Consider the following 24,357-nt stretch of genomic DNA (forward strand, 5'->3'; position numbering starts at 1 on the left):
CGGTTCAGCGGGCGTGCGCGGCCCGTGCGGCCTTCAGTCTGGCAAAATCCTCGCCGGCATGATGCGAGGAGCGGGTCAGCGGACTTGCCGACACCATCAAGAAGCCCTTGGTGTAGGCGACCTTCTCGTAGGACGAGAACTCGTCCGGCGGCACATAGCGCATCACGGCGTGGTGCTTGCGAGTCGGCTGGAGGTACTGGCCGATGGTGAGGAAGTCGACGTCGGCCGAGCGCAGGTCGTCCATCACCTGCTGCACCTCGTGCCGCTCCTCGCCGAGGCCGACCATGATGCCGGACTTGGTGAAGATGGCGGGATCGAGCTCCTTGACCCGCTGCAACAACCGGATCGAGTGGAAGTAGCGCGCGCCCGGCCGCACGGTGAGATAGCACGACGGCACGGTTTCGAGATTGTGGTTGAAGACGTCAGGCCTGGCCGCGACGACGACCTCGAGCGCGCCTTCCTTGCGCAGAAAGTCGGGCGTCAGGATCTCGATCGTGGTCGAAGGGCACGCGGCGCGGATGGCGCGGATGGTCTGGGCGAAATGCCCAGCGCCGCCATCAGCGAGATCGTCGCGGTCGACGGACGTGATGACAACGTGCGCCAGTCCCAGCTTGGCGACGGCCTCGGCGACGTTCTGCGGCTCGGTTGCGTCGAGCGCATTGGGCATACCGGTCTTGACGTTGCAGAAGGCGCAGGCGCGGGTGCAGGTGTCACCCATGATCATGAAGGTCGCGTGCTTCTTGTCCCAGCACTCGCCGATATTCGGGCAGCCCGCCTCCTCGCACACCGTGTGCAGGCCGTTGGCGCGCACAATGTTGCGGGTGTCGGCATAGCCGCGGGTGTTGGGCGCGCGCACGCGGATCCAATCCGGCTTCGGCGGCGAAGCGGAATCGGGGCGGTTCACCTTTTCGGGGTGGCGGGGACGCAGCGGGTTCGTGATGGTATCGACAATAACGACCATGGGGTGTCCGGTCTGTTCAGGTCCTACCTAGTCGGTCTGGCGCGCCATCGCAACCCGGCTCGCCCGGCTTCAGGGAACATGGCAGATATGGGCAATATCCTGCTCTGTTCTCAAGCGATTCTCACCTCGAATGGCTCCAGCATCGAACCCTTCTACGCCGCGGCTCGGCAAGCGGCTCAAGCGTGCCTTTTTCGGCCGCAGCGTCCGCGAGGTCGCGCACGACCTGATCGGTGCCACCATGCTGGTCGATGGTGTCGGCGGCCTCATCGTCGAGGTTGAGGCCTATCATCATACCGAGCCGGCGGCGCACTCTTACAATGGCCCGACGCCGCGGAACCAGGTGATGTTCGGTCCGCCCGGCTTTGCCTATGTCTACCGCTCCTACGGCATCCATTGGTGCGTCAATTTCGTCTGCGAGGAGGAAGGCTCGGCCGCGGCCGTGCTGATCCGCGCGCTGGAGCCGACGCATGGGATCGCAACGATGCGCCGCCGCCGTCATGCCGTCGACGTGCACGCGCTGTGCTCTGGTCCGGGGAAGCTGACCGAAGCACTCGGCATCACCATCGCGCACAATGCCCTGCCCCTCGATCGGCCGCCGATCGCGCTGCACGCGCGGACCGAGGACGTGGAGGTGGCAACGGGCATCCGTATCGGCATCACCAAGGCGGTCGAGCTGCCCTGGCGCTACGGCGTCAAGGGCTCGAAATTCCTCAGCAAGCCGTTTCCGAAGTAGGCCTACGTGGCCTGCTTCAGCCGCTCCAACGCCTCGAGCAGCTTGGCCTTGCGCGCCAGCGCGGCCTCGCGCTTTTCGCGCTCCTCCTCGACGACCTCCTCGGCCGCGTTGGCAACGAACTTCTCGTTCGCGAGCTTTGACTCGGCGCGCTTGATGTCGGCATCGGCCTTACCGATCTCCTTGTCGAGACGCGCGCGCTCGGCGGCGACATCGACCACTCCCTTCAGCGGCAGCGCGGCCACTTCGCCGCGCACGAGGAGCTGAACCGCGCCGTCAGGCGCGCGGTCGGCGAAGGAGATGTCCGAAAGCCGCGCCATGCGCTTGATGACGTCGGTCCAGCGCGGCGCGCGCTCCTTGGTTTCGGCCGAGGCGCCAGCGAGCACCAGCGCCGTCAGCGTCGCCGGCGGGATGTTCATCTCGGCGCGCACCGAGCGGATCTGCGTGACGAGGTCGATGACCCAGCCGATCTCGGCTTCCGCCTTTGGATCGCTGAAGTCGGCATGGTCGAACATCGGCATCACCAACGCCGGCGAGATCAGCGGATCGGACGGTCCGGCGGCCGCGGCGAGCATCGCCAACTGCTCCGGCGTCGGCTCGGCCGGCTTCAGGGGCCATGGCGCCAGCGCAAGCAATCCATCGCGCTTGGCGGTGACCTCCCACAGCTCCTCGGTGATGAAGGGCATGAAGGGGTGCAGCAGCTTCAATATCTCGTCGCGCGCCCAGGCGACCATGGCGCGGGTCTCGGTCCTGAGCGGACCGTCGGCGCCGAGCAGCGCAGGCTTTGCGAGTTCGACATACCAGTCGCAATAGACATTCAAGACGAACCGGTACATTGCACTCGCAGCTTCGTTGAAGCTATGGGCCTCGAGTCCCTCTGTAACCTCGCGAGTGGCCTGTGCAGTCTCGTGGGCGATCCAGCGATTCAGCGGCTCCCTCGCCTTCGCCGGCTCAAAACCTTCCGGCAAGACGCAATCGTTCATCTCCGCGAAGCGACAGGCGTTCCAGAGCTTGGTCGCAAAATTGCGATTGATTTCGACAAGCTGCGACGAAAGCTTGATGTCATGCGTGTGGGCCGCCTCTCGCGCCAACGCAAAGCGGAGAGCATCGGCGCCGTACTCGTCGATGAGGTTGAGCGGGTCGATGACGTTGCCTTTCGACTTCGACATCTTCGCGCCCTTCTCGTCACGGACGAGACGATGAATATAGACGGTCGAGAACGGCGCCTCCTTCATGAAGTGAAGGCCCATCATCATCATTCGCGCGACCCAGAAGAAGATGATGTCCCAGCCCGTGACCAGCACGTTGGTCGGGTAGTAGCGCTTCACTTCCGGCGTGTGGTCGGGCCAGCCGAGCGTCGAGAACGGCCACAGCGCCGAGGAGAACCAGGTGTCCAGCACGTCCTCGTCGCGGGTGATGAAGCCTTCGCGCTTGTTGCGGTCGAGCGCCATCTCGCGGCCCTGCTCGACCGTGATCACTTCCTGCTCGACGTAGTAGCCGAGCGCGTGGCTGACAGCCTCCTCCTCGGTCTCGGCGACGAACACCTTGCCGTCCGGACCGTACCAGGCCGGGATCTGATGGCCCCACCAGAGCTGGCGCGAGATGCACCAGGGCTGGATGTTCTCCATCCATTCGAAATAGGTCTTTTCCCAGTTTTTCGGCACGAAGGTGGTTTCGCCCGAGCGCACCGCCGCGATCGCGGGCTTGGCCAGCGTTTTGGCGTCGACGTACCACTGGTCGGTCAGATACGGCTCGATCACGCTGCCGGAGCGGTCGCCATGCGGCACCATATGGGTGTGCGGCTCGATCCGCTCGACGAAGCCGAAATTCTCCAGCCGTTCGACGATACGCTTGCGCGCGACGAAGCGGTCGACGCCGTGGAATTCCTCGGCGAATTGCGAGGCGCCTTCGGGCAGGCCCCGTAGATAATCCTCATTGTCGACGAGTTCGAGGCAGCCTTCCTTGTCGAGCACGCTGATGCGGCGCAGCCCGTGGCGATTGCCGACTTCGAAATCGTTGAAGTCGTGCGCCGGCGTCACCTTGACCGCTCCCGAGCCCTTTTCCGGATCGGAATAGTCGTCGGCGACGATCTGCACCTTGCGGCCGACCAGCGGCAGGACGATGTGCTTGCCGACGAGCTTCTGATAGCGCTCGTCATCGGGATGCACGGCGACGCCGGTGTCGCCGAGCATGGTCTCGGGACGCGTTGTGGCGACGACGATGAAGGTCGATGTATCCTCGGGGCTGAAGGTCTTGCCCTCGATCGGATAGCGCAGATACCAGAGGTTGCCCTTGACCTCGGTCTGCTGCACTTCGAGATCGGAGATTGCGGTCAGCAGCTTGGTGTCCCAGTTCACCAGGCGCTTGTCCTTGTAGATCAGGCCGTCGCGGTGCAGTTCGACGAACACCTTGACGACGGCCTTGGACAGGCCTTCGTCCATGGTGAAGCGCTCGCGCGACCAGTCGCAGGAGGCGCCGAGCCGCTTGAGCTGGTTGATGATGGTGTCGCCGCTCTCGGCCTTCCACTGCCAGACCCGCTCCAGGAACTTCTCGCGGCCCATCTCGCGGCGGCCGGGCTGCTGGCGCTCCATCAGCTGCCGCTCGACCACCATCTGGGTGGCGATGCCGGCATGGTCGGTCCCGGGCTGCCACAGCACGTCGCGGCCGCGCATCCGCTCGAATCGGCACAGGATGTCCTGGAGCGTGTTGTTGAGGGCGTGGCCCATGTGCAGGGAACCCGTCACGTTCGGTGGCGGGATCACGATGGTAAAGGGCGCGGCGTTGCGGCGGTCGGGGCGGCCGGCCTTGAAGGCAAGGCTGTCCTCCCACACAACAGACATGCGGGCTTCGATATCGGCGGGCTGGTAATTTTTCTCGATCATGGGGCCGTTAGAAAGCCGCGCGCGGGGTTCAAGTCAACGGAAAGCTCAGCGGCAAAGGGGCTTTCCGCCCCGACCGGCAGGTCGAATATGACGCAGGAGCAGGGCTTTATCGGGGCCGTACGGCCCAAGCTACCTGCCGCCGCGCGAGACCCGCTCGATTTCAGCCTTCACGATGCGTTCAACCAGTCCCGGCAAATTGTCGTCGAGCCAGGATTTCAGCATCGGCCGCAGCATCTCCTTGACCAGATCCTCGAGTGTCCGCGCATTGCTGCTCAGCACCGTGTGGGCCAGGGAATTGAAGGCGGATTCGACCGCCGAGACGGTCGTTTGCGCCAGAATCGGCTGCTGCGGCGGCAGGGGCGGCACGTCGAAGTCCACCGGCGCGTATGACGGCGGCGGCGTGGGGCGCCGCGGCGGCGATTCGGCGAATTCCAGATCGTCGCGCGGCTCGACCCTGCGGAAGGTTGGCGGCGGCGGGGCCGGTGTCGGCTCCGGGTCCATCGCCATCTCGTCGGTCAATTCGAGCACGTCAGGCTCAGGCTCCGGTTCCGGTTCCGGAGCGCGGACCTCGGGTGCTGGCGTGGCTCCGTCGAGCCCGGCCAGCAGCGCGTCGATATCGTCCTGGTTGTTGGACGCATCCGCCGCTGGCGCGGGCTGCGGTGCCGGCTTGGCGGCCGGTGGCGGCGTGGGCTTTTCAGCGGCAGGCTTTTCAGCTGCAGGCTTGGCGGCGGCAACCTTGGAGGGCGGAATGTCGTTCATCGCCTGCGGCTTTGGTGCGGGCGCAGCGGGCGCTGGCGAAGGCTTCGCGGCCTCGGCCGGCGGCGGCTTGGCCTCGTCGTCGGCAATGATGCGCCGGATCGAGGCCAGAATTTCCTCCATCGAGGGTTCTGTGACCTTTGCAGGCTGCGTCATCTCCGACTCCACATCATCAACGCCCTCGCATGCGTTATTTTACACCAAGCACGACGGGATTGGCCGGTCTCGGACGGACGCCTCGACATTTTCGTCGCGGCAGCCCGACTTGTCCCCAGTTCACGGCTCAACGTGCGGCGGTGCGCCCCTGCCCTGGGCACTCAAGCTTTACGCATACGACATCGGGTGCGGGGCGAATCGACCCGCATCTTCTTGGCAAGGCTATGTCAGGGATTTTGATGATTGCAAGCAAAGCGCCGGTCGGCCTCGGCTGTTTGCGAGGCTAACCGGACAACTACGGCAATCAGCGTCCGTCGGGCGTGCGCACGCCGGCCCAGCTGTCGCGGATCTGCTGGTAGTGCACGCTGGGATCGTAAATCGTGGTCGCAAGGCCGAGCACCTGCGGCGCGAGACGGCCCACCGCACTCAACACCGAGTAGGACGCAACCACGCGATCGTGCTGGGCAGTGACGAGCGCAACGCGCGCGTTGACCAGTGCCTGCTGCGCATTGAGCACGTCGAGCGTGGTGCGCTGGCCGGCCTTGGCCTCTTCACGCACGCCGTTCAGCGCGATCTCGGAGGCCGTGACCTGCGCCTGCGCGGAGGACACCTGCGCCTTGCCGGCGACCAGCTGTCCCCACGCCGTCACGACGGTGGCGCGGGTCTGATCGCGAGTGGTTTCGAGATTTAGGCGCTGCTGCGCCAGGTTCTCTTTCGATTGGCGGATCAGCGAATATTCTGCGCCACCCTGGTAGATCGGCACGGAGGCTGTCGCGATGGCGGAAGCGGTCGTCGTTCGGAAGACCGTCAGGGTCTGCTGGTACGACTGGGAGACACCAGCCTGGACCGTGACCGTCGGCAGCAGCGCGCCCTCGTTGATCTTGACCTGGAGATAATTGACGTCGATGCCGTACATCGACGCCGTGACGTTGGGATTCTCGACCAAGCTGAGATTGACCGCGGAGGGAAGCGTCCCCGGCAGGAAGCGATCGACTGGCGAACCCGGCGCGAGATTGGCCGGCTCATTGCCGATGATGCGGCGGAAGTTGGAGCGGGTCGTGGTCAGATTCGATTCGGCGGTCAACGCCTGCGTATTGCCGGCCGCCAATTGGGCTTCGGATTGCGCGACGTCGGTGCGCGTCACTTCACCCACGTTGAAGCGGTCGCGTGTCTGCTTGAGCGTCTGCTCGAGCACGCGCACGTTGCTGCGCTGGACCTCCAGCGTCGCCGCATCGCGCAAATAATCCATGTAGACGGTGGCGGCCTGGAGCAGAACGTTCTGCTCGAGCACGCGCAACGCCTCGCGCGAGCCCGAGACCTGGCTCTCCGCCGCGCGCGTCTTGTTAGCGGTCTGATTACCGTTGTAGAGCGTCTGGTTGATGGTCAGGCTGGCGCTGTTGGGCTGAAGCGGGGGGTCGCTGTGAATCCCCAGGCCCTTCTGCAACGCTTGGATATCCTGATACTGAGTGCCGGTGCTGAGGGTCACATTGACCTTGGGGCGGTACCCCGACAGCGCCTGCGGCACATTCTCGTCAGTCGAGCGTGCCTGAGCGCGCTGCGCGTTGAGCTGCGGATTGTTTTGATAGGCACGCACCAGCGCAGCCTCGATCGTGTCTGCCAACGCAGGCGTTGTCCCGGCTAGCGCCAGCAGCAGGACCGAAACCGCAGCTCCGGTGAAGAGCTTCACCCCATGCATCCCGTAAATTCCGTTCATTCTCACGCCAAGCTCGTGCCCGCGAGCCTGGTTACCGTATCCGAGTGGAGTCGTTGCCCCGTAGCAACATAGGACGCCGTTGAGCGCGACGGAACTACCTCTGGGTAGTTCTCAGCGGAAACTCTTCACGTGCAGCATCCCGGCCACACTTCTGATTCGGAACGGTATTTTAACAGGCACAAGCCGTCAGTTAGGCTGTCCTTTAGGCCGTCAGAAGACGAAGGCGGCGGCCCGTTCCAGCCCGGGAAGCACCGGGGCTGCGGCGTCAAACAGCGGCCGATAGCCGAATTCGCCGTGGGAACGGGTCACAATCATGGCCCGCGACGGCCTGGATTCGGCGGAGACCCCCACCAGACGCCCCCCCTCCCTCAGCTGGCCGAACAGCCCTTCCGGCGTCACCTCGGTGGCGCCGTTGAGGACGATCACGTCATAAGGAGCGGAAGTCGAATCCCCGTCAGCGGCGGCGGCGGCTTTGCAGGTCACATTGGTGAGCCCGATCGCGGCGAAGGCATCCTTGGCCTTTGCAGCCAGGGTCGAATCGCCTTCCGTCGCAGTGACCTGACGCGCAATCTTCGCGACCAGCGCGGCGAGATAGCCGGTGGCGCAGCCGACGACCAGCACATTGTCGCCCTCGCCGATCTCGGCGGCCTGGAGCAGCTTGCCGGTCAGCGCCGGCTTGATGAGATACCGCTTGGCGGCCCCTTCGCTCACATCGAGATCGAGGTCGAGATAGGCCAAAGCCTGCCTGGTCGCTGGCACGAACGCCTCGCGCGGAACCGAGAGCATGGCATCGAGAATGCGGCGATCGGTGACGTCAGTGGTGCGCACCTGGCCATCGACCATTTTTTGGCGCGCGGTCGAGAAACCGGACATTTGCGGACCCTGCAATGCGGACGATGCCGCGGACGAAACGTGGCGGCATATTTGGAGCAGGCTCCGCGAAAACGCAACACGTCCGTTGGCCCGGAAGGCCTACGGGCCGCGCAAGTGACGGCGTCGGAAGCGAGGCGACCTATTCGATCGCGACCGCGAGCCGGCCGATCAGTGCGGCGACTTCATCCAGCCGTGCCGAATCGGGCGTCTCGACCGCACGGGCAAGCCGCGCGAGGCATTCATCGTCACTGAGCTCGGGGATGTCAGCTGGCAGAATCGAGGGGGCCAGCTGGGAACGGTCGACCTGGATGTCTCGCATGGGAATCAGCTCCGTAAAGGCCCAGCCTCCGGAAGCTCGATTTGAATTGAGTCGATTTGGCGTCACCGTCGCGGCAGCGGCAGCGCCGGCGTACACATCCACTTGAGAATCGGCTGCAACGAGGTCGCGCGCCAGATCAAAATCTGGACGCAAGCCATTAAAATTGCAGCGGAATTTGGCTCCCCGGGCTGGATTCGAACCAGCGACCATCCGATTAACAGTCGGAGAACTGCAATCCATCCAAGCAACTGACCGGACTCGCTTATTCCGCGAAACACGCTGGAAACGCTGCAATATAAGCCTTAATCGCTGTCCACCGAAAACCACCCAACTTCACTTGAAATCACTCCGTTGTGTGTGCATGGTCGTGTGCACGAAAAACGGAGGTCGCATCGTGAAGCAACTGATCAATAAGACCAGCGTAGACGCCCTGCCCGATGGCGCCCTCCTCGTCGACACCAAGATTGACGGCTTCGTTGCCCGCAAGCTTCCCAGCGGCAAGGTCTCCTACGGCTTCCGGTACCGCAAGAACGGCAAGCAGTGGTGGATGGGGCTGGGAGTTCACGGCCAGAGCGGCACGACGGCCGACACCGCCCGGGCCCAGGCCAAGGTGTTTCAGGGCCAAGTCGCCGGCGGCAAGGATCCGGGTGCGAATAAGCTGGCGGAGCGAGAGAAGGCCCTCCAGTCAAAGCAGGCCGCCAAGAACACCGTCGACGTTGTCCTGGACCAATTCGTTAAGCGGCACGTCGACAGCCTCCGTAGCGCCGTCACGGTCAAGCAATGCCTCGATGACTATGTGCGCCCCAAGATCGGCAGCAAATCGATCTACGACCTCAAGCGCCGCGACATTGTGGAGATGCTTGACGCGATCGAGGGAAAGGACGGCGAGTTGGCAGTCACCGCCGATCGGGTGCTTGCCTATGTCCGCAAAGCGTTCAATTGGCAGATGGCCCGGGATGACGAGTTTGTCTCGCCGATCGTCAAGGGAATGGCGCGGACCAAGCCCGCTGAGCGCGCCCGCGATCGCATTCTAGCCGACGATGAAATCCGCAGCCTGTGGAAGGCTCTCGACTCCTCTGAAGCCGGGCCCAAACCTTTCCGCAACATCGTGCGAGTGTTGTTGCTGACGGCACAGCGTCGCGACGAGATCAGCCTGATGCAGGGGGAAGAGATCGACGGTGATACGTTCATCATCCCGGGCGAGCGCTACAAGACCGGCGAACTCAACGCGGTCCCCCTCACCGCCTCCGCCCGTGAATGGATGAGCAATCGCAAGGCTGGCTATATCTTCTCCACCACCGAGGGCGAGCGGCCATTCAGCGGCTGGAGCAAGGCTAAGAACCAGCTTGATGCTGTGATTGCCAAGCAGCGGAAGGCGGACGGCCTGAAGCCGATGGCGGAATGGCGCTTGCACGACCTGCGCCGCACCGCGCGCAGCCTCATGTCACGCGCCGGCGTCAGCAGCGACATTGCCGAAATGGTGCTCGGTCATAAGCTGACCGGCGTTCGCCGTGTCTATGACCGCTACAGCTACGCGGCAGAGAAGCGGGATGCGCTGGAGAAGCTGGCCGGGCTAGTTTCGATGATCCTAAATCCGCCTGCTGATAACGTTGTTAAACTGACGAGGACCGTCTGATGGTCCGCAAGACGGATAGCCAGGGGACGCGCAGAACGAAGCTGGAGCTCCACCGCCGAAAAGCGAAGCCCTTCCCATCTTTTGAAGATCTCGCCGCTCAAAGCCGCCGGCCCACGACGTTCAACCAACTGTTCGATCCACAAGAGCAATCCACCCGATCTGCTGAAAGGGAACGGCTTTGGGCAATACTTGCTCGTGAAGCTCTCTCACTTGGCGACGATGATGACCAGGCAGACCGTGAAATGCGGCGGGCGTTTGAAGCGTTTAAACTGGACCACCGGAATCCATGGTCGTGGCGGCAGCTGGTCCTTTATTTTGCGCACGTGGAGTTTAAGGAAAAACGTCCTCCGGGTGCAAAAAAGGTTTGGACGGATGATCGCATCATGGAGATCCGCAGGGAAATCATAAAATGGAAGCTGCAAAAAGTGGCCGCCAAATTGATTGCCAAGAAGCTTACGTCAAATAAAGCATCCAGCTTCTATGGGGAGAGTTTTGAGCAGCTGCGCATTTGGATCGGTAAGCTGAGAAAGGGAGAAAAGGAAGTTTTTGGCGCTGTGGACGTGTGAGACAATTACACGATTTTGGGGCCTATTTAGTCACAGTACACAAAATCACATTCGCACCCATCCGAAGCACGCCGGCAACACCGGCCAACCCGATGGGTGAAAGATGGCAATTCTTATCGACTGCAAAGCAGCAGCCAAACGCCTTTGCGTGGCTGAAGGCACGTTGTCGAATTGGCGGATCCAGGGCAGAGGCCCCCGCTTTGTGCGCATTGGCGGCAAGGTCTGCTACCGCGACGAAGATATCGACGCATTCATCGCTGGCGGGCTTCGCCAATCGACCTCTGAGAAGGAGGTCGCGGCCTAATGATCCAAGAAAAGAAGAAGGCCGGCCCCGTGGCGGGGACCGACCTTCGGAACACTGTTCTGGCGAACACTTCCGAACATATACGCCTTGAAGCCCTTCGGGTTCAATACCTGGCGGTCATCTTTGACCTGTCGCCCAGCACCGCAGGCACGATTGCCGAGCTTGCCTTATTGGAGGCTCGCTGATGTTGAAGCTTCAGGTTCTAAAGCAACAGATCAAGCTCCTTTGCCAGCATGCTCTCACACATTCTTCCACAGATGATAAGGACGCTCTCGCACGGCAGTTTCGGGAGGCCTCGCAGATCCTTGAAAATGACATATCGGAGCGCTCGCAACGCACGACCAGTTTTCAGGTCTTGAGCAGCGTTTCTTCCGCCAAAAACGGAGGCGATGCAGCATGAACCGCGAAAAACTTCCCAATCTCCGGCTGAACGAAACTCAAGAGTTTGACCGGGACGGTATTCACATCACTATGACGGTTGGCTTCTACAAAACCGGCGAGGTCGGTGAGGTATTTTTGAACGCCGACCGGTCCAATTCGATGTTGGACGTATTGATGAGCGATGCGGCGATCCTTGCCAGTCTCGCCTTGCAGCACGGTGTTCCGCTTCGCACGATTACTCACGCCTTGAAAAGAGACAAATTCGGTATTGCCTCCTCTCCGATCGGCGCGGCCCTTGATCGCATCTCCACGCCGGAGGTGCTGTAATGAAGGGCGGCCGCGCATCTCGTGACAAAGGCAATCGAGCTGAACGCGCGATTGTCAAATATCTCCAGGAACACGGCTTTGCCGCAGAACGTGTCCCCCTTTCGGGCTCCGCCGGCGGCTCATACCTCGGTGACCTAACCGTCCCGCTGCTTAATGTCGACCGCGTGGTGGAAGTAAAATGCCGCGCGAAGGGCTTTCGACAGCTCTATGACTGGTTGAACGAGCGGGACATTCTGATCGTCCGTGCCGATCGCAGCGAACCCTTAGTGGTCCTGCCCCTCCGACTCGCCGCCGAAATCGCGGCAAAGGCGGGTGGCCATGCGTGACATTAAAGAATGGTCACCGCTGCAAACCAAATACACCATGGTCGTCGCCAACGCGAAGTTCTACGCCTTTGCTGAGACAGCTCAGGACGTAAGCGAATTGATCAGCCTCGGTCTTATCGGCAAGACCGAAGCTGCCGATCTCCTCCAGGAGATCGCGATCTATAACCAGCTCACGTTCGAGTACGGGCAGGATCGCGTTCAGAAGGTCATGGCGGAGGGTCTCCGCGGATGAACGTAGCGGCAATGAGCAATGCTGCTCTCGATAGCATCGCGATGGCCCGGGACAAAACCGGGCCAGGCTTCAAGCGCACGAACGGCAATGCGCTTATGGCAGCCACCTTCCCCGCCCTGAAAACCATCGTGGCCGGCTACCTCTACGGTGGTTTCACCGTGCTCGCCGGCCGGCAAAAGCTCGGCAAGACGTGGATGGGACTCGACTTCCTGTTAGCGGTCGCAACCGGAGGCGTCGCGCTGGGGTCAATCGATTGCATTCAGGGCGACGCACTTTGTGTCGATCTCGAAAACGGCGAGCGCCGCATTCAATCGCGGATGAAGGGTCTGTTTCCGTATGGGGAGGTTCCCGACCTTGCCCGGATCGACTTCGTCACCGACGCGCCCTCACTCGATCGCGGCTTTATCGACAAGCTCGAGCAATGGCGCCTCTCGGTGGAGGATCCGCGGCTGGTCGTGATTGACGTGCTCCAGCGTATCAAGCCGCCCGGCAATAAAAACCAGAACGCCTACGAAAGCGACTATTCCACGTGGGCGCCCCTGCAAGCTTGGGCGACGAAGCATGGTGTTTGCGTTCTGGGACTTCATCACACCAAGAAAGGCGGCGCCGACGATCCGCTGGAAGCCCTATCCGGCTCCAATGGTCTCTCGGCGTGCGCCGACACCACCATCGTCTTAGATCAGGATCAGAATGGCCGCACGCTCTATGTCCGAGGCCGCGACGTGGAGGAAAAAGAGACCGCGGTGGTGTTCAACGCCGGCGCATGGTCGATCCTCGGAGAGGCAGCAACCGTTCGGCGCAGCGTTACGCGTAACGTTACACTCGATGCGATCAAGTGTAACGGGCAGCCCATGACCCCGGCTGAGATTGCTGCCGCTACTGGCGAAACCAGCAACAAAACCCGTCAAATTCTCTTCCGAATGGCAAAATCGGGTGAGGTTTACAAAATCCAAGGCCGTTACTGGGTCGATCCCGTGTACCCCAGTAACGCCGGTAACGCGTAACGGAGGACGGCCATGATCGACCGCCAGCCCGTTACACGCGTTACGGCCGTTACACCCGTTACCAGCGTTACGAACGTTAGGGGGTAAGGGGGACAGACAGTTCCTCTAGTAACCTTCCTGAATTGGAATTCTCAGACCATCTGAAAGCTTTGGTTGGTGACGTTGTTGAAGGGAGAGGAAATGCCGGAAAGTAGGCCACCAGCCTCCGCCGAAAGCGGCGAGAAGCTGCCGGCTGTCGCCTTGCGAGGCGCGGGGAGGGTTCAGCGTCGGATCTGGCGTGCTTTCATGGCTTTGCCCGATACTGAGCTGACGACGGCGGAATTGGCGGCCTGGTGCTATCCTCGATCGACCGGAAAGCCTGATCGGCATCAGCGGCGAGCAATCGTTCGGGCAGCTTCTCGAATGGCTCAGCGAGTTCGCCGTGATCGACCTGGAGGCGTCGTTTTTCGGGCTTTTGCCTGAGCACCTGATAATCTATCGGATGGTCTTGGATAAAAACGAGTGAATTATCGCAGAAAACAATGATCAGGCTGAACCCGCCGTATTGTTCACACGACGGTGCACAATCTGACCGTGCTGATCTACGGCCGCCCGCGCGAAAGAGCGTGTCTGCTGCCGATCTTGGTTGGAGTTAATGTTATACCCCGAGATTGCAGTTGGACGCCCACATTCCAGCCTTGTTTCACCCCCCCAACATCGCACTGCGTAATATGAGTAACGGAGGATGGTTCAATGAAAGTCATCTACGTGACGTGCGCTTTTGTACTGTTGGCATCAACGCTCTTGTTGCCCACTGCATCGATGGCGCAAAACTCGCCTACTCCCCCAGCGCGGGGGCCCTTCGCCACGCCGTGTGAAAACACGAATGCGTGCGGTACGATTGGCGTTGGATCCATGGGGCCTAAGCCAAGCGGTTCACTGCCTTCACAACCGCCAGCGTCATCGACCCCGCCGCCGCGCAGAAACTGAAACGAAGCCCCGCCGGTGGTGATGCCGGCGGGGTTTTTCGTCAAAGATTTTTCACAACCCAAAACCATCGTAGACGAACAGCTTTCATTGCAGACCACTTTCAGCTACTATAAGCCATTGAATTTGAACACACTTTTCCTTTCTTCGGATTCCCGTCAGGCCTATATTAATCGCACCAAATCACCAACTGGTGCGAACCAAGATGACCGAACAAACGTCCGACCATTTCTCCGAACGCGCCGTGTTCAAGTGTTCGCCCGAGCTGCTTGAGGTCATCGACCGCGCGGCGGCTGCGAGCTTCACCACGCGTTCAAGCTTCCTTCGCGGCACGGTGGTGGAGCGGCTGCGCCGAGAGGGCGTGATCCCCTCCCCGCGTGCGACTGCGGCGGGGGCTGCCTGACATGCGGGGCAATAGCAAACCTCACGAAGATCTCGTTGACGAGATCAATCATGGATCCTCCCATGATGCCTTTGCGATGCTGATCGCCGGCATCGCCGATCGGATCGAAGGCGCGCGCCTCAACCCCGTAAAGGTCTCGGACCTGGTGTCGATCCTCCGGGAGGACACGACCAAGCTTTACAAAGCCGTGATGCGGAAGGGCTAGGCGCAATGGCGGGCTCGATCTCACTTTCCATCAGCCAGCAATTCGATGGCCTCGGGAGGCCACTGGCTGGCGGGAAACTGCAGTTCTACCAGGCAGGAACGACCGCAACACCCCAAAGCGCCTATCAGGATAGCGCCCCGACGATCGTGCATCCAAACCCGATCACGTTGGACGCGGCGGGCCGTGTGTACTGGCTGACGACGGGCAGCGTTTCAAGGTTCGCTTTCAGATCCTCCCCATGGTCGATGGCATTCCGGCCTGGGTTGACGATGAAGCTCGCATCGAAACGGGCCGGTCGCAGACCTATGGCATCAGCGAACATCACCGATTGATTGTGGAGGAAGTCGAGGCTCCCAGCGTCGCCTTGGCGCACGCAATCGACATTGCAGCCCATCCCTAAGATCAACAACGAAAAGGTTCAACCATGGCAAATCGAGAAGCACTTGCGCGGTCCGCATTCGCCAAGCGTCATCCCGAATGGGAAGACGAGCTTAAGGGAGCCAATATCGGCATCGCGTGGGCGCATAAAATGGCGTCCGAAGGCAAGCTGACGCACAAGGAATACAAGGAATATGAGGCGCACCTCTGGAGCGAGATGCTCGAAAAAATGCCGATGGAGGTGTTTTCGGAGATGCAGGCCGATGGGTCGCTCAACGATCTGGAGGCCCTGGCGCGCGGTTACGAGGACGACCGCGATTCCCACGATGTGACTGAGGGTCGGAAGGCTATCGACCGGAAAGTGAAAGCTGACGTGCTTGAGCAAAAGTGGCTGGAAGGTGCAATCGACCACAAAATGTATGCGCAGCTTTCCCGCGAGCACGTCGGCAAGAGCGAACGTCTGGACGATTTGATCGCCGACGGTAAACACGATGACGCCGCAGTTGAGGCATTCGCGAGCCAGTATGATGACAAGCCCGACCATGACAACAAGCTCGCGAGCTGGCTGAACGAAAAGTACGGTGGCACGAAAAACCCGGACGGCAGCAAGTGGAAGCCGTATGAACCAAAGCGCGATACTCGCTCTAACCAAGAAAAGGCGACCGACAAGGCCGGCATCCTTGATCTCGACATGCTGGCCGATCTCGAGAGCGGCGGCGGTTCTGATCACTCTTCAGATGGTCCGCCTGGATATGTCGAGCGTGAGACGGTGCTCGATATGGGATCGATCCTCTCCGACAAATCGAGCAATGAAGACGATGGCTGAGCAAGACTCGAAAACCGGTCGGTTTCTACCCGGCAACAGCGGCAACGGTGGGCGTCACAAGGGTGCCCGCAACAAACTGCACGCTGATTTCATCCAAGCGCTGTTGGACCACTTCCACATGAAGGGCGCCGCAGAAAATGCGACTGCACTTCCGCGTGGTCAGGCCGCGATTGAGATCGTCTATCGGGAGAACCCACGCGATTATCTCAAGCTCATCGCGAGCGTGCTTCCCAAGGAATACACCATCGAGGACAACCGGTATGACGACGTCGGTGACGAAGAGCTTAGAGAAATCATCGACGACTTCCGCCGAAAAGCATCTGAGCGAGAAAGAGGCCAAAGCGTTGGCGAAGGCGCAAGCGGAGCTAAACCGGCGCTTAACTGAGAATCGGCTGAAATACTATCGGCCTTACCCTAAGCAACGATCGTTCCATGAAGCCGGCCTCGTTTATCGTGAGCGCCTGTTCATGGCGGCCAACCAGGTTGGCAAGACAATCGCCGGCGGGTCTGAGGCGGCAATGCATGCGACCGGTCGTTATCCCGACGACTGGAAGGGCAAAGTTTTTGACGAGCCCACCTTTGCGTGGGTCGGCAGTCCGACCGGCGAGACGTTGCGGGACAATCCGCAGCGCATCTTGCTGGGCCGCGTTGGGCAGCATGGGACTGGAACGATCCCGAAAGACGCGATCGTGGAAACGACGCCCGGCGCCGGCGTGTCTGACCTAGTCGGGAGCATCATCGTCCGCTGGGGCGGTGGTGGTGATGTTCAGGCTGGTCACAGCTCGATCGGCCTGAAATCCTACGTTCAAGGCCGCGAAAAGTGGCAGGGCGAAACCCTGCACTGGCTCTGGCTCGATGAGGAATGTCCGGAAGATATCTATTCGGAAGGCTTGACCCGAACAAACGTAACCGGTGGACCTGTCTGGCTGACTTTTACCCCTCTACTCGGCATGTCGGAAGTTGTGCGCCGCTTCCTGCTCGAGAAATCCCCGGACCGGCACGTCACGGTCATGACCATCGACGAGGCCGAGCACTTCACGCCGGAACGCCGCAAGCAAATCGTCGACGGTTACGCGGTGCACGAGCGGGACGCCCGCACCAAGGGCATCCCGATCCTGGGCTCTGGGCGCATTTTCCCGGTCACCGAGGAATCGATCACGGTCGCGCCGTTCGAGATCCCCACCCATTGGCACCGCATCGGCGGGATGGACTTCGGCTGGGACCATCCCTTCGCGGCAGTGGAGCTCGCCTGGGATGCTGACCAGGACGTGGTCTATGTGATCAAGGCCCATAGGCTGCGCGAGGCAACGCCCGTGGTGCATGCTGGCGCGATCAGGTCATGGGGGGCCCTGCCCTGGGCATGGCCTCGTGACGGCCGCCGGGAGACGTTGGAGGGCGCTGGCGTGGCGCTTGCAGAGCAGTACCGCGACCAGCAGCTCAACATGCTCCATGAGCACGCGCAGTTCGAGGACGGCTCCGTGAGCGTCGAAGCCGGCCTGATGGACATGTTGACCCGGATGGAGACCGGTAAGCTAAAGGTGTTCAGCACCCTGCTCGATTGGTTCGAGGAATTCCGTCTCTACCACCGGAAGGACGGCAAGGTCGTGAAGCTGGGGGACGATCTGCTATCGGCGACCCGCTACGGCATGATGATGCTGCGGTATGCAGAGCAGATCTATCGGCGGGACAAACCGCGGCGCCGGCGCGGGTTCTTCTGGGGTGGCGGGCACGACTCGGGCGCCTGGATGAGCGGTTAGTTTGCTAGCAATTTCGCCGGTGCCGGCAAATCATTCGTCCCGGTCGTCGATATCAACCGAAGGATAGTCCTGCACCGCCTTAGCGAACATAAATCGATCTATTCGAACTTTCATCGCGTTGACGCATTCAAGCGCCTTCTCGCGATAACAGGCCTGATTGTCGCGGAAAACCTCCCAGTTGGAGAGTTTTCTGCAGTTCTTGGCAACGTGATCGGAATCAAAGAAGACATAGCGAGTGGTATGCGCGAACGCGTTGCGAATGGACTTGATGATGCGCAAATCGTTGCGGTGGGCCTCATCGATCAGTTCGAACATGTAGGCAATTTCGATCTTTGAGGCGAAATTGCTGAGCGGGCCGCCTATTCCGAATATCCTGCTAGCGTCGGCGTTACTCAGTTGACGCCCGGCGGTTAGCAACAACTTTTCTAACCAGTCCTCAATGAGCCCGGCAATTACCAGTGCGTTTCCAGCCTCGGTTTGCCGGTTGAGCAACTGCCTCAGATCCATCTCAGTGATGGGCCTTCGCTCGTCTTCCGCCGTCAAATCCGCCTCCATACTATAAATGGTCCAGTCGGAACTAGTTTAACTTCAATGGAGCGGACGGTTTGGAACGAGCCGCCGGAGGCGGCGATGGCGCAGGCGTTGATGTTGAAGCGTCATTCATCTTTCTGCTCGCGACGTACGCACGATAGTCGCCATCGCTATCAATTCTCGTCATAGCATCCAAGCAAGGGGCTCGCCTTGCAAGTTGCCGAATTTTGTGAGCTGCCAGATCTGTCCCGTCGCGGAATCCAGCAAGTATTGATCGCCCCGAAACTGAGGGTGCATAAAGATCTGATATCGACCCGATTGTTTCAGCTCGGCGGTTTTTGGCAGATCTGGTGCTAGGCCAACTCCCTGCGCCGGTGAGCGGGCAACATAGAAAATGCTCGCAAGGACGGCGACAATGGCCGTGTAAACGAGCGTCCGCCGCCCAACCCGCTCCATATACATCATCGACCAAGCCTCCAAATCGAACTCAACCGAGACGGGCGCGCAAAGGCAAGCCCGCCTCGAACCTAGGTCGGTGGCTTACCCTGGAATTGAATGTTGCACTTTTTCTGAATGCTCGCCTGCTCGATCGCGACCATCTGGCCTTTCATGTTCGCAAGTTCGGCGGCAGTCTGTTTGTCTCCACCGACAAAAAACGCTGCCGGTCAAAACACAACGATGGCAGCCGCAGTAACAAGCCCGTCCTTGGTGCGCTGGCTGTCTTGTGCGCCAGAAAGGGTGGCAGCACGCGTGGAGATGCCTTGAGCCTCCAAAGCCAGTTGTTGGCATGTGTAAGATTGGTAGGCTACGGGCGAAACGTACATAGGCGTGATGTCCGACGAAGCGGACGCACAGCCACCCAACGCGGCGCCGAGCGCCACGATTCCCAAAACGCGCATGAACGTGCCCCCCGGCCGATTCTTAAAGGGCGATCCAAGCGCAACCATTACGCGAGATCAATAGGCCGCTCGTATAAGTAGTAAAAATACGGAGGACGATTGCCAAGGATCGCGCTGCAACAAGCAGTGGATTGAGCCGGTCGGTCCTTTGACCCGCCGCGACTCAGGCCGCGCTTTTCGCACCTGACGTCTTCCACCTAAAACTACTGTGGCTCGCTTGGCTTATCTCGCTCATGGCTTTCGGCTTCGGCGGCCGCGCACGCGTCCATGCCATGGCACCTGCTTAGATAGTACCGAGCTCCCGCGACGATCGAGCAAATCATCATCACGGAAACCAGCAGGAAGATCATCCACCGTCGAATCGACATTCCATGACCTTCTGCGGTGATAGCCTTCTATTCACGCTCAGCGCTTCGTGGGAATAACGGCCCTCAATGCTTCGTCGCCCGCAGCGGTAATGCAATAGGTGCTGCCGTCAGCTTGCTTCTCGATCCAGCCCTTCCTTATCATTCCGGCAATAGTCTGCTTACCAGCTGGATGCAATTGTTCTGCCCGAAGCCCCTTAGTCAGGTTCATTTTTTGTAAGGCGGTGCGCTCTGTAGAGTGCGGAATGTAACTAGGCCGCGCCGGCATTCATTTCCCTTTCGCGTTCGGCCCAATCTCTACAAGCTTCGGATGGCCCCTTTAATCAGCCGTCGCTTGCGGACGGCCTTTTCGTCGACTGAAGCCTGCGTGCCTGGGCGTAGACCGTGCCTGGGCGTAGACTATGATCTTGCCGCGCGAGGACTAGCCCTCTGCCGCTTAGGCGCTACCTTGATCTGCAAGCCCATGGCCGTAAGCACAGCGAGCACTGTGGTGAAGTTCGGAAGTGCTGAGTGGGTTTGGAAGGCTCGATAGATACTCTGCCGCTGTAAGCCCGTCTCCCTTGCCATTTCAGAGATATTGAAGTCGGCAAGCGCGTTCCCGATTGCTTTGCAAATTCTGTGGGGTTCAGCCGAAGCTAGCGCCATGTTCAGCTCGCTAGCAAGGTTCGAAGGGATGACTGGTCGGTACGTTTTCGTCATTTCGATCTCCCAAACAAAAAGAAGGGCCGGCTTTTTGAGCCGGCCCTTCTCCTCGAAAAGACGTTTTGCTTAGTACCTTGAGATGCCCGGGCCGCCAAAGCGGTAATTCACACGGACCGTCGCAAGATCAACGTCGCCGCCGGAATTGTAAGTCGCGGCAAGAGGCAAGCCAGTTGCTGTAGCAACGAAAGTCACGTCATGACGGTTGAGGAAAATATGGTCGTACTCAACGCCGACCGACCAATTAGGAGCAAAGCCGTACTCAAGACCTGCCCCCACAGTGCCGCCCCAACGCGTGTTCCAGTTGACCGATGCAGTTGCCAAGCCCGTGGCGTTCGAGATGAAGTCAAAGCGGCGATCAACGACGGCGGCACCACCCTTTGCGTAAAACAACACGTTGTTCCAAGCGTATCCGACTTGTCCGGTAAAGAGGCCGAAGGCATCGATCTTGCTCGAGAGCGAGTTCGCCGGATTGCCCAGATTTTGCGTTGTGCCATGAATGTCAGCCCAATCACCCTGGGCCTCAAGTCCGAACACCCACTGTGCCGACTGCCAGCGATAGCCAATCTGACCGCCAGCCACCGCACCGCTCGGATCATAGCAACCAAGGAAGATACCCACGGTGACATTGTGACGGCAGTCGCGCGCCCAGCCGCCGCCGCCGTTTGCACCGATGTAAAAGCCGCTCCAGTCGTAGACCGCTGCTGCGACCATCGGCGGAGCCTTGGTGTAAGGACGTGCGGCCATATCCGCCGCACTGGCCGGAGCCGACAGCCCCAAAGCAAGGATTCCGGCTGCAGCAAAAAAGAGTTTGTTCATATGTGTCTCCCCAGAAATGCGATTCGATTATTCAGGCGGCCGCCCAACTCTATGTCGAACGGTACGTCGTCCGCCTCCATATTGCTGTAGCGGGCATGCAACACTGATCGCCAAAGACAGGCGGAAATTCTTGATATTTGTTAGGGGGTTGAGTGGAACCCTAAGCCCGTTCAAGTGCGCTTCTCCGCGCCAAAGGGTGCGGTTTCGCATCTGCAGGTCGTGGGTGTGGAAAAGGTGTCGCTTACTCTGCCTGGCGTCGGAATCGCGTATGTTGGCGACGGCGACGGAATCCGGCTGGGACTGGACAGTTGCACCCGAGGGCGGCACGGCTTAGATCACGCGCGCCCTCGGGCAATCGATGCGGCGTTCACGCCGCAGGAGCTCACCAGACAGCAGGCCGCGGCCTTTCTTTTTCCAAATGGCGAAGCGCAGGCCTGTGGGGATTAGGACACACCTCCAGGAATGTTCAACAAGATTGGAACTGTCTGGATCTACTCGGCTTGTGTGGACGGCGGCCGCCTCTGCTCTAAAGAGGCTCAGCCTGTCCGGAAGGCCCCAGCATCATCTTGCCCCCCGGCCCCGATGCTGGGGCCTATTTCTTTGCACGAGGCACCATTGGACGAGACCTGGAGAGTAGTCTTCGCGATTAGTGCGACGGCTATTGCGGCCGGCGGCGCCTACTTTGCCATCCGGTTTATAATGGGATTGCATCTGTCACACGCGAGCCGTCAGGCAGGCAGCGCGAGATCACGAAAATGTGTGCATGATGTGTGAACGGCTAATTTCTTGCCAACTCAGCCAGCAGCTAAGTGCTTGAATTTGTTGGCTCCCCGGGCTGGATTCGAACCAGCGACCATCCGATTAACAGTCGGATGCTCTACCGCTGAGCTACCGAGGAAAAGGCGAACCAGTCGTTCGCGCGCGGCTGCGTATAACAAAGCCGCTTGCGCTTGCAAAGGACGAATTCGTCATCTTCCGCAACGCGTCGAGGAAGGGCCTTCCTGAAGTTCTTGGCGGCCCCTCCTCATGGCCAACAAGGACGAACTACTCGGCAATGAAGGACGTGGTCTTGGTGCCGGAATCGTAACGCAGCCTCAGCACGTTGAACTTGCAGAGGTTGACGTTCTTCCACAGCACGGACTCATCGTAATTCTGCCAGTCGACGCGGATGTTCCAGACGCAGCCTTCGCCGTCATCGTCGAACTCGACATAGGTGGACGCCTGGTTCTGGAGCACCTTGTCCAGCTCATTGTCCCATTCGTCCACGCCGTCGTCCGGCGCGTTGAAGCCCAGGAATTTGATGGCATAGCCGGTCTCGTTGACCACGGAGACGTTGCGGGCGTCGGCGGCAAAGGCCGCTGTGGCGGCAATCGAAAGTCCGACGGCGATCAGTCCAGACAGAAAATACTTCATGTGAAATCCCCCGATCGAAAAACGACTCCGGCGCCTGACGTCGATCGGCGCAGGCGCCGCGGCAACCCATGCATTGCCTGAAAGAATCGTCCGGAGCGCGATCGAAAGGTTATGACGCGATCGATCGGCACTCCGGAAGACGTGCGCGACGCGAGACGCGCACACCCTTTTCTTAGCGATTCCATTCACCGCAGCAAATGAACGGACATTCATAGATCCGCGCCGTTTGTTTTCTCCGGAGCGGGCACAGCCGCCGGCGCTAGCACTGCACCGTTGGCCTTGCCGGTGACCGCGCCGACCAGCGCCTTCACGGGATCGTCGCCGGGGGCAAAGCCGCCCTGGCGCAGGATCTCGTCGATCATCGGACGCAGCGCGTGCACCTTGAGGAGCTCGCCGGCGAGCCCCTCGCCGAAACCGACATTGCCGCCACCAGCGCCATTGCCGCCGAACGCGCCGCCGGTGTGCAGGATGCGGACGTCCTTCAGGTTTCCGATCGGCTTGACCATCTCGGCCAGCGCCGACGGTATGGTCTCGATCCGCTTCTTGGCGAGCTCGAAATCGATCATGTTGGGGCCGAGCTTGTTCTGTGCCTCGTTCTTGAGCGTGATGATTGCTGCCTCGGCCTCGCCGATGTTCCTGACGCCGACGGCCTTGATCTTGTTGGACTCGGCTTCCGCCGTGGCCAGCGTCTTGGTGGCCTCGGCGCGGTCGAGCGCCGCTTTCTTCTCGGCTTCGGCCGCCACGATCACCTCGGTCGATTTGCGCTCCGCCTCCGTGCGTGCGGCGAGCACCTGGGTCAGACGGGCGCGATCGGCGACTTCGACCGCGCGCGCGGTCACGACCTTTTCCTCCGCGGAGACGGCGATCGCTTCGGCTGTCTTGGCTTCGGCGACGGCCTCGGAGGTCTGCTTGCTCTTGGAGGCGATCTGGATCTCGTTCTCCTGCGTGGCGATCTGGATCTCGCGCTGCGCATCGGTCTTGCGCTTGTTGATCGCCAGATCCGACTCGATCACCGCGGTTTCCTTGACCTGCTTGGCGCCGGCTTCCTTCTCGGCGACAGCCCGGTCGGTATCGATACGGGCGTTCTCCTCGGTCAAGCGCGCGGTCTGTGTGGCGGTTGCGACTTCAGCCCGGGTGCTCGCGGTCTTGTTGGCGACATCGCGCTCCTGCGAGAGCTCGGCCTCCTTCTTGGTCCGTTCGATCGTCAGGGTCTGCTGCCGCGCCTCGAGGTCTTTCTGGGCGATCGCGACTTCGTTGTCGCGCATGATCGAGTTGCGGTCACGTCGGCGAGTCTCGGTGACCGTCTTCAGCTGGGTGAGACCTTCGGCATCGAAGAAGTTCTCAGGGTTGAAGAACTTGACGTCGGTCTGGTCGAGTTTTGTCAGTGACACCGACTCCAGCTCGAGGCCGTTCGACTTGACGTCGGACTCGACGGTGGCCTGCACGTGCTTGACGAAATCGCTGCGCTTTTCCTGCAGCTCCAGGATGGTCATGGTGGCTGCCACCGAACGCAGGCCGTCGACGAATTTTGCTTCGACCTGGTTACGCAGGGCCTCGGCGTCATTCGTCAGCGCGCCCAGCGTCTGGCTCGCGAGCGCAATGCTCTCATCGTCGGGGCGGACGCGCACGTAGAACTCGGCCACGATGTCGACGCGGAGACGGTCCTTGGTAATCAGCGATTCCCGCTCCTTGCGCTCGACGGTGAGCCGCAGCGTCTTCAAATTGACGCTGGCGTAGGAGTGGAAGATTGGCAGGATCATGGCGCCGCCGTCGAGCACGACCTTCTTGCCGCCGAGACCGGTGCGCACGAACGCCTCGTCGCGCGTGGCGCGTTTGTAGAGGATGGTGAAGACGATCCCCATGACGACGATCAGCGCGACGCCGATCATGGCCGGGACTGCGATATCGAACATGACTTTCTCCGATAAT

28 protein-coding genes and 1 tRNA gene are annotated in these 24,357 nt (G+C 60.7%); 15 read left to right on the forward strand and 14 right to left on the reverse strand.

Features of this window, described 5'->3' with window-relative positions:
- Positions 1–4: 4 nt before the first annotated feature.
- Positions 5–961, reverse strand: a complete 957-nt coding sequence (gene lipA / locus ACPPVR_RS22905) for a lipoyl synthase (RefSeq protein WP_426608847.1) — start codon at positions 959–961, stop codon at positions 5–7.
- A gap of 130 nt (positions 962–1,091) precedes the next feature.
- On the opposite strand from lipA, the gene ACPPVR_RS22910 reads away from it, so the two are divergent.
- The gene (locus ACPPVR_RS22910) at positions 1,092–1,694 is read left to right on the forward strand and encodes a DNA-3-methyladenine glycosylase (protein ID WP_426608848.1); all 603 of its coding nucleotides are present in this window, start codon (positions 1,092–1,094) and stop codon (positions 1,692–1,694) included.
- A gap of 2 nt (positions 1,695–1,696) precedes the next feature.
- On the opposite strand, the gene ACPPVR_RS22915 is transcribed toward ACPPVR_RS22910, so the two are convergent.
- The 5 genes from ACPPVR_RS22915 to ACPPVR_RS22935 form a co-directional block, all read right to left on the reverse strand.
- Positions 1,697–4,573 carry a valine--tRNA ligase gene (locus ACPPVR_RS22915; RefSeq protein WP_426608849.1) on the reverse strand — a complete coding sequence of 959 codons (2,877 nt, stop codon included), beginning with the start codon at positions 4,571–4,573 and terminating at the stop codon, positions 1,697–1,699.
- A 129-nt stretch (positions 4,574–4,702) separates the two neighbouring features.
- Positions 4,703–5,485, reverse strand: a complete 783-nt coding sequence (locus tag ACPPVR_RS22920) for a PopZ family protein (protein WP_426608850.1) — start codon at positions 5,483–5,485, stop codon at positions 4,703–4,705.
- 304 nt (positions 5,486–5,789) lie between these two features.
- Positions 5,790–7,181: a TolC family outer membrane protein gene (locus ACPPVR_RS22925; protein ID WP_426616162.1), complete on the reverse strand. Its 1,392-nt coding sequence runs from the start codon at positions 7,179–7,181 to the stop codon at positions 5,790–5,792.
- A 228-nt stretch (positions 7,182–7,409) separates the two neighbouring features.
- On the reverse strand, positions 7,410–8,072 hold the full coding sequence (locus ACPPVR_RS22930) for a protein-L-isoaspartate O-methyltransferase family protein (RefSeq protein WP_426608851.1): 663 nt from the start codon (positions 8,070–8,072) through the stop codon (positions 7,410–7,412).
- 139 nt (positions 8,073–8,211) lie between these two features.
- Positions 8,212–8,391, reverse strand: a complete 180-nt coding sequence (locus tag ACPPVR_RS22935; RefSeq protein ID WP_426608852.1) for a hypothetical protein — start codon at positions 8,389–8,391, stop codon at positions 8,212–8,214.
- Positions 8,392–8,785: 394 nt separating this feature from the next.
- Here ACPPVR_RS22935 and ACPPVR_RS22940 point away from each other — a divergent pair, with 394 nt between their 5' ends.
- The 11 genes from ACPPVR_RS22940 to ACPPVR_RS22990 all read left to right on the forward strand — a co-directional run bounded on the left by ACPPVR_RS22940 (position 8,786) and on the right by ACPPVR_RS22990 (position 14,741).
- A complete protein-coding gene (locus tag ACPPVR_RS22940; RefSeq protein ID WP_426608853.1) occupies positions 8,786–10,027 on the forward strand; it encodes a tyrosine-type recombinase/integrase in 1,242 nt (413 codons plus the stop codon).
- Entirely contained in the window at positions 10,027–10,593 is a 567-nt protein-coding gene (locus tag ACPPVR_RS22945; protein ID WP_426608854.1) for a hypothetical protein, read from the forward strand. The genes ACPPVR_RS22940 and ACPPVR_RS22945 overlap by 1 nt, the downstream gene beginning before the upstream one ends.
- 103 nt (positions 10,594–10,696) lie before the next feature.
- Positions 10,697–10,897 carry a hypothetical protein gene (locus ACPPVR_RS22950; RefSeq protein ID WP_426608855.1) on the forward strand — a complete coding sequence of 67 codons (201 nt, stop codon included), beginning with the start codon at positions 10,697–10,699 and terminating at the stop codon, positions 10,895–10,897.
- On the forward strand, positions 10,897–11,082 hold the full coding sequence (locus ACPPVR_RS22955) for a hypothetical protein (RefSeq protein WP_426608856.1): 186 nt from the start codon (positions 10,897–10,899) through the stop codon (positions 11,080–11,082). Before ACPPVR_RS22950 ends, ACPPVR_RS22955 begins: the two co-directional genes overlap by 1 nt.
- Positions 11,082–11,297: a hypothetical protein gene (locus tag ACPPVR_RS22960; RefSeq protein WP_426608857.1), complete on the forward strand. Its 216-nt coding sequence runs from the start codon at positions 11,082–11,084 to the stop codon at positions 11,295–11,297. The genes ACPPVR_RS22955 and ACPPVR_RS22960 overlap by 1 nt, the downstream gene beginning before the upstream one ends.
- Positions 11,294–11,605 (forward strand): hypothetical protein, encoded by a 312-nt coding sequence (locus ACPPVR_RS22965; protein ID WP_426608858.1) that lies wholly within the window; start codon positions 11,294–11,296, stop codon positions 11,603–11,605. The genes ACPPVR_RS22960 and ACPPVR_RS22965 overlap by 4 nt, the downstream gene beginning before the upstream one ends.
- The gene (locus ACPPVR_RS22970) at positions 11,605–11,931 is read left to right on the forward strand and encodes a putative PDDEXK endonuclease (protein WP_426608859.1); all 327 of its coding nucleotides are present in this window, start codon (positions 11,605–11,607) and stop codon (positions 11,929–11,931) included. Before ACPPVR_RS22965 ends, ACPPVR_RS22970 begins: the two co-directional genes overlap by 1 nt.
- On the forward strand, positions 11,924–12,163 hold the full coding sequence (locus tag ACPPVR_RS22975) for a hypothetical protein (protein ID WP_426608860.1): 240 nt from the start codon (positions 11,924–11,926) through the stop codon (positions 12,161–12,163). Before ACPPVR_RS22970 ends, ACPPVR_RS22975 begins: the two co-directional genes overlap by 8 nt.
- The gene (locus ACPPVR_RS22980; protein WP_426608861.1) at positions 12,160–13,167 is read left to right on the forward strand and encodes an AAA family ATPase; all 1,008 of its coding nucleotides are present in this window, start codon (positions 12,160–12,162) and stop codon (positions 13,165–13,167) included. Before ACPPVR_RS22975 ends, ACPPVR_RS22980 begins: the two co-directional genes overlap by 4 nt.
- A 1,171-nt stretch (positions 13,168–14,338) precedes the next feature.
- On the forward strand, positions 14,339–14,536 hold the full coding sequence (locus ACPPVR_RS22985; protein ID WP_426608862.1) for a hypothetical protein: 198 nt from the start codon (positions 14,339–14,341) through the stop codon (positions 14,534–14,536).
- 1 nt (position 14,537) lies between these two features.
- A complete protein-coding gene (locus ACPPVR_RS22990; protein WP_426608863.1) occupies positions 14,538–14,741 on the forward strand; it encodes a hypothetical protein in 204 nt (67 codons plus the stop codon).
- Positions 14,742–14,865: 124 nt separating this feature from the next.
- Here the strand turns inward: ACPPVR_RS22990 and ACPPVR_RS22995 are convergent, their stop codons facing one another.
- Positions 14,866–15,135 carry a hypothetical protein gene (locus tag ACPPVR_RS22995; RefSeq protein ID WP_426608864.1) on the reverse strand — a complete coding sequence of 90 codons (270 nt, stop codon included), beginning with the start codon at positions 15,133–15,135 and terminating at the stop codon, positions 14,866–14,868.
- Between the two features lie 30 nt (positions 15,136–15,165).
- Between ACPPVR_RS22995 and ACPPVR_RS23000 the strand changes: the two genes are divergently transcribed.
- The 3 genes from ACPPVR_RS23000 to ACPPVR_RS23010 are packed head-to-tail and all read left to right on the forward strand — an operon-like array spanning position 15,166 to position 17,702.
- A complete protein-coding gene (locus tag ACPPVR_RS23000) occupies positions 15,166–15,945 on the forward strand; it encodes a hypothetical protein (protein ID WP_426608865.1) in 780 nt (259 codons plus the stop codon).
- Positions 15,938–16,330: a hypothetical protein gene (locus ACPPVR_RS23005; RefSeq protein WP_426608866.1), complete on the forward strand. Its 393-nt coding sequence runs from the start codon at positions 15,938–15,940 to the stop codon at positions 16,328–16,330. Before ACPPVR_RS23000 ends, ACPPVR_RS23005 begins: the two co-directional genes overlap by 8 nt.
- On the forward strand, positions 16,266–17,702 hold the full coding sequence (locus ACPPVR_RS23010) for a terminase large subunit domain-containing protein (RefSeq protein ID WP_426616163.1): 1,437 nt from the start codon (positions 16,266–16,268) through the stop codon (positions 17,700–17,702). The genes ACPPVR_RS23005 and ACPPVR_RS23010 overlap by 65 nt, the downstream gene beginning before the upstream one ends.
- Positions 17,703–17,732: 30 nt before the next feature.
- Here the strand turns inward: ACPPVR_RS23010 and ACPPVR_RS23015 are convergent, their stop codons facing one another.
- From ACPPVR_RS23015 to ACPPVR_RS23045, 7 genes are all read right to left on the reverse strand, one after another.
- Positions 17,733–18,245 (reverse strand): hypothetical protein, encoded by a 513-nt coding sequence (locus tag ACPPVR_RS23015; protein ID WP_426608867.1) that lies wholly within the window; start codon positions 18,243–18,245, stop codon positions 17,733–17,735.
- Between the two features lie 171 nt (positions 18,246–18,416).
- Positions 18,417–18,698: a hypothetical protein gene (locus ACPPVR_RS23020; RefSeq protein WP_426608868.1), complete on the reverse strand. Its 282-nt coding sequence runs from the start codon at positions 18,696–18,698 to the stop codon at positions 18,417–18,419.
- Between the two features lie 1,198 nt (positions 18,699–19,896).
- A complete protein-coding gene (locus ACPPVR_RS23025) occupies positions 19,897–20,196 on the reverse strand; it encodes an addiction module antidote protein (protein ID WP_426608869.1) in 300 nt (99 codons plus the stop codon).
- A 69-nt stretch (positions 20,197–20,265) separates the two neighbouring features.
- Complete coding sequence (locus ACPPVR_RS23030) at positions 20,266–21,015, reverse strand: outer membrane protein (RefSeq protein ID WP_426608870.1); 750 nt, start codon at positions 21,013–21,015, stop codon at positions 20,266–20,268.
- Positions 21,016–21,838: 823 nt separating this feature from the next.
- A tRNA-Asn gene (locus tag ACPPVR_RS23035) sits at positions 21,839–21,913 on the reverse strand.
- 146 nt (positions 21,914–22,059) lie between these two features.
- Positions 22,060–22,428, reverse strand: coding sequence for a hypothetical protein (locus tag ACPPVR_RS23040; RefSeq protein WP_426608871.1), 369 nt, complete (start codon positions 22,426–22,428; stop codon positions 22,060–22,062).
- Between the two features lie 209 nt (positions 22,429–22,637).
- Positions 22,638–24,341 carry a flotillin family protein gene (locus ACPPVR_RS23045; protein ID WP_426608872.1) on the reverse strand — a complete coding sequence of 568 codons (1,704 nt, stop codon included), beginning with the start codon at positions 24,339–24,341 and terminating at the stop codon, positions 22,638–22,640.
- Between the last annotated feature and the right edge of the window lie 16 nt (positions 24,342–24,357).

This window comes from Bradyrhizobium sp. McL0616, from assembly GCF_049993385.1.
Taxonomy (GTDB): Bacteria; Pseudomonadota; Alphaproteobacteria; order Rhizobiales; family Xanthobacteraceae; genus Bradyrhizobium.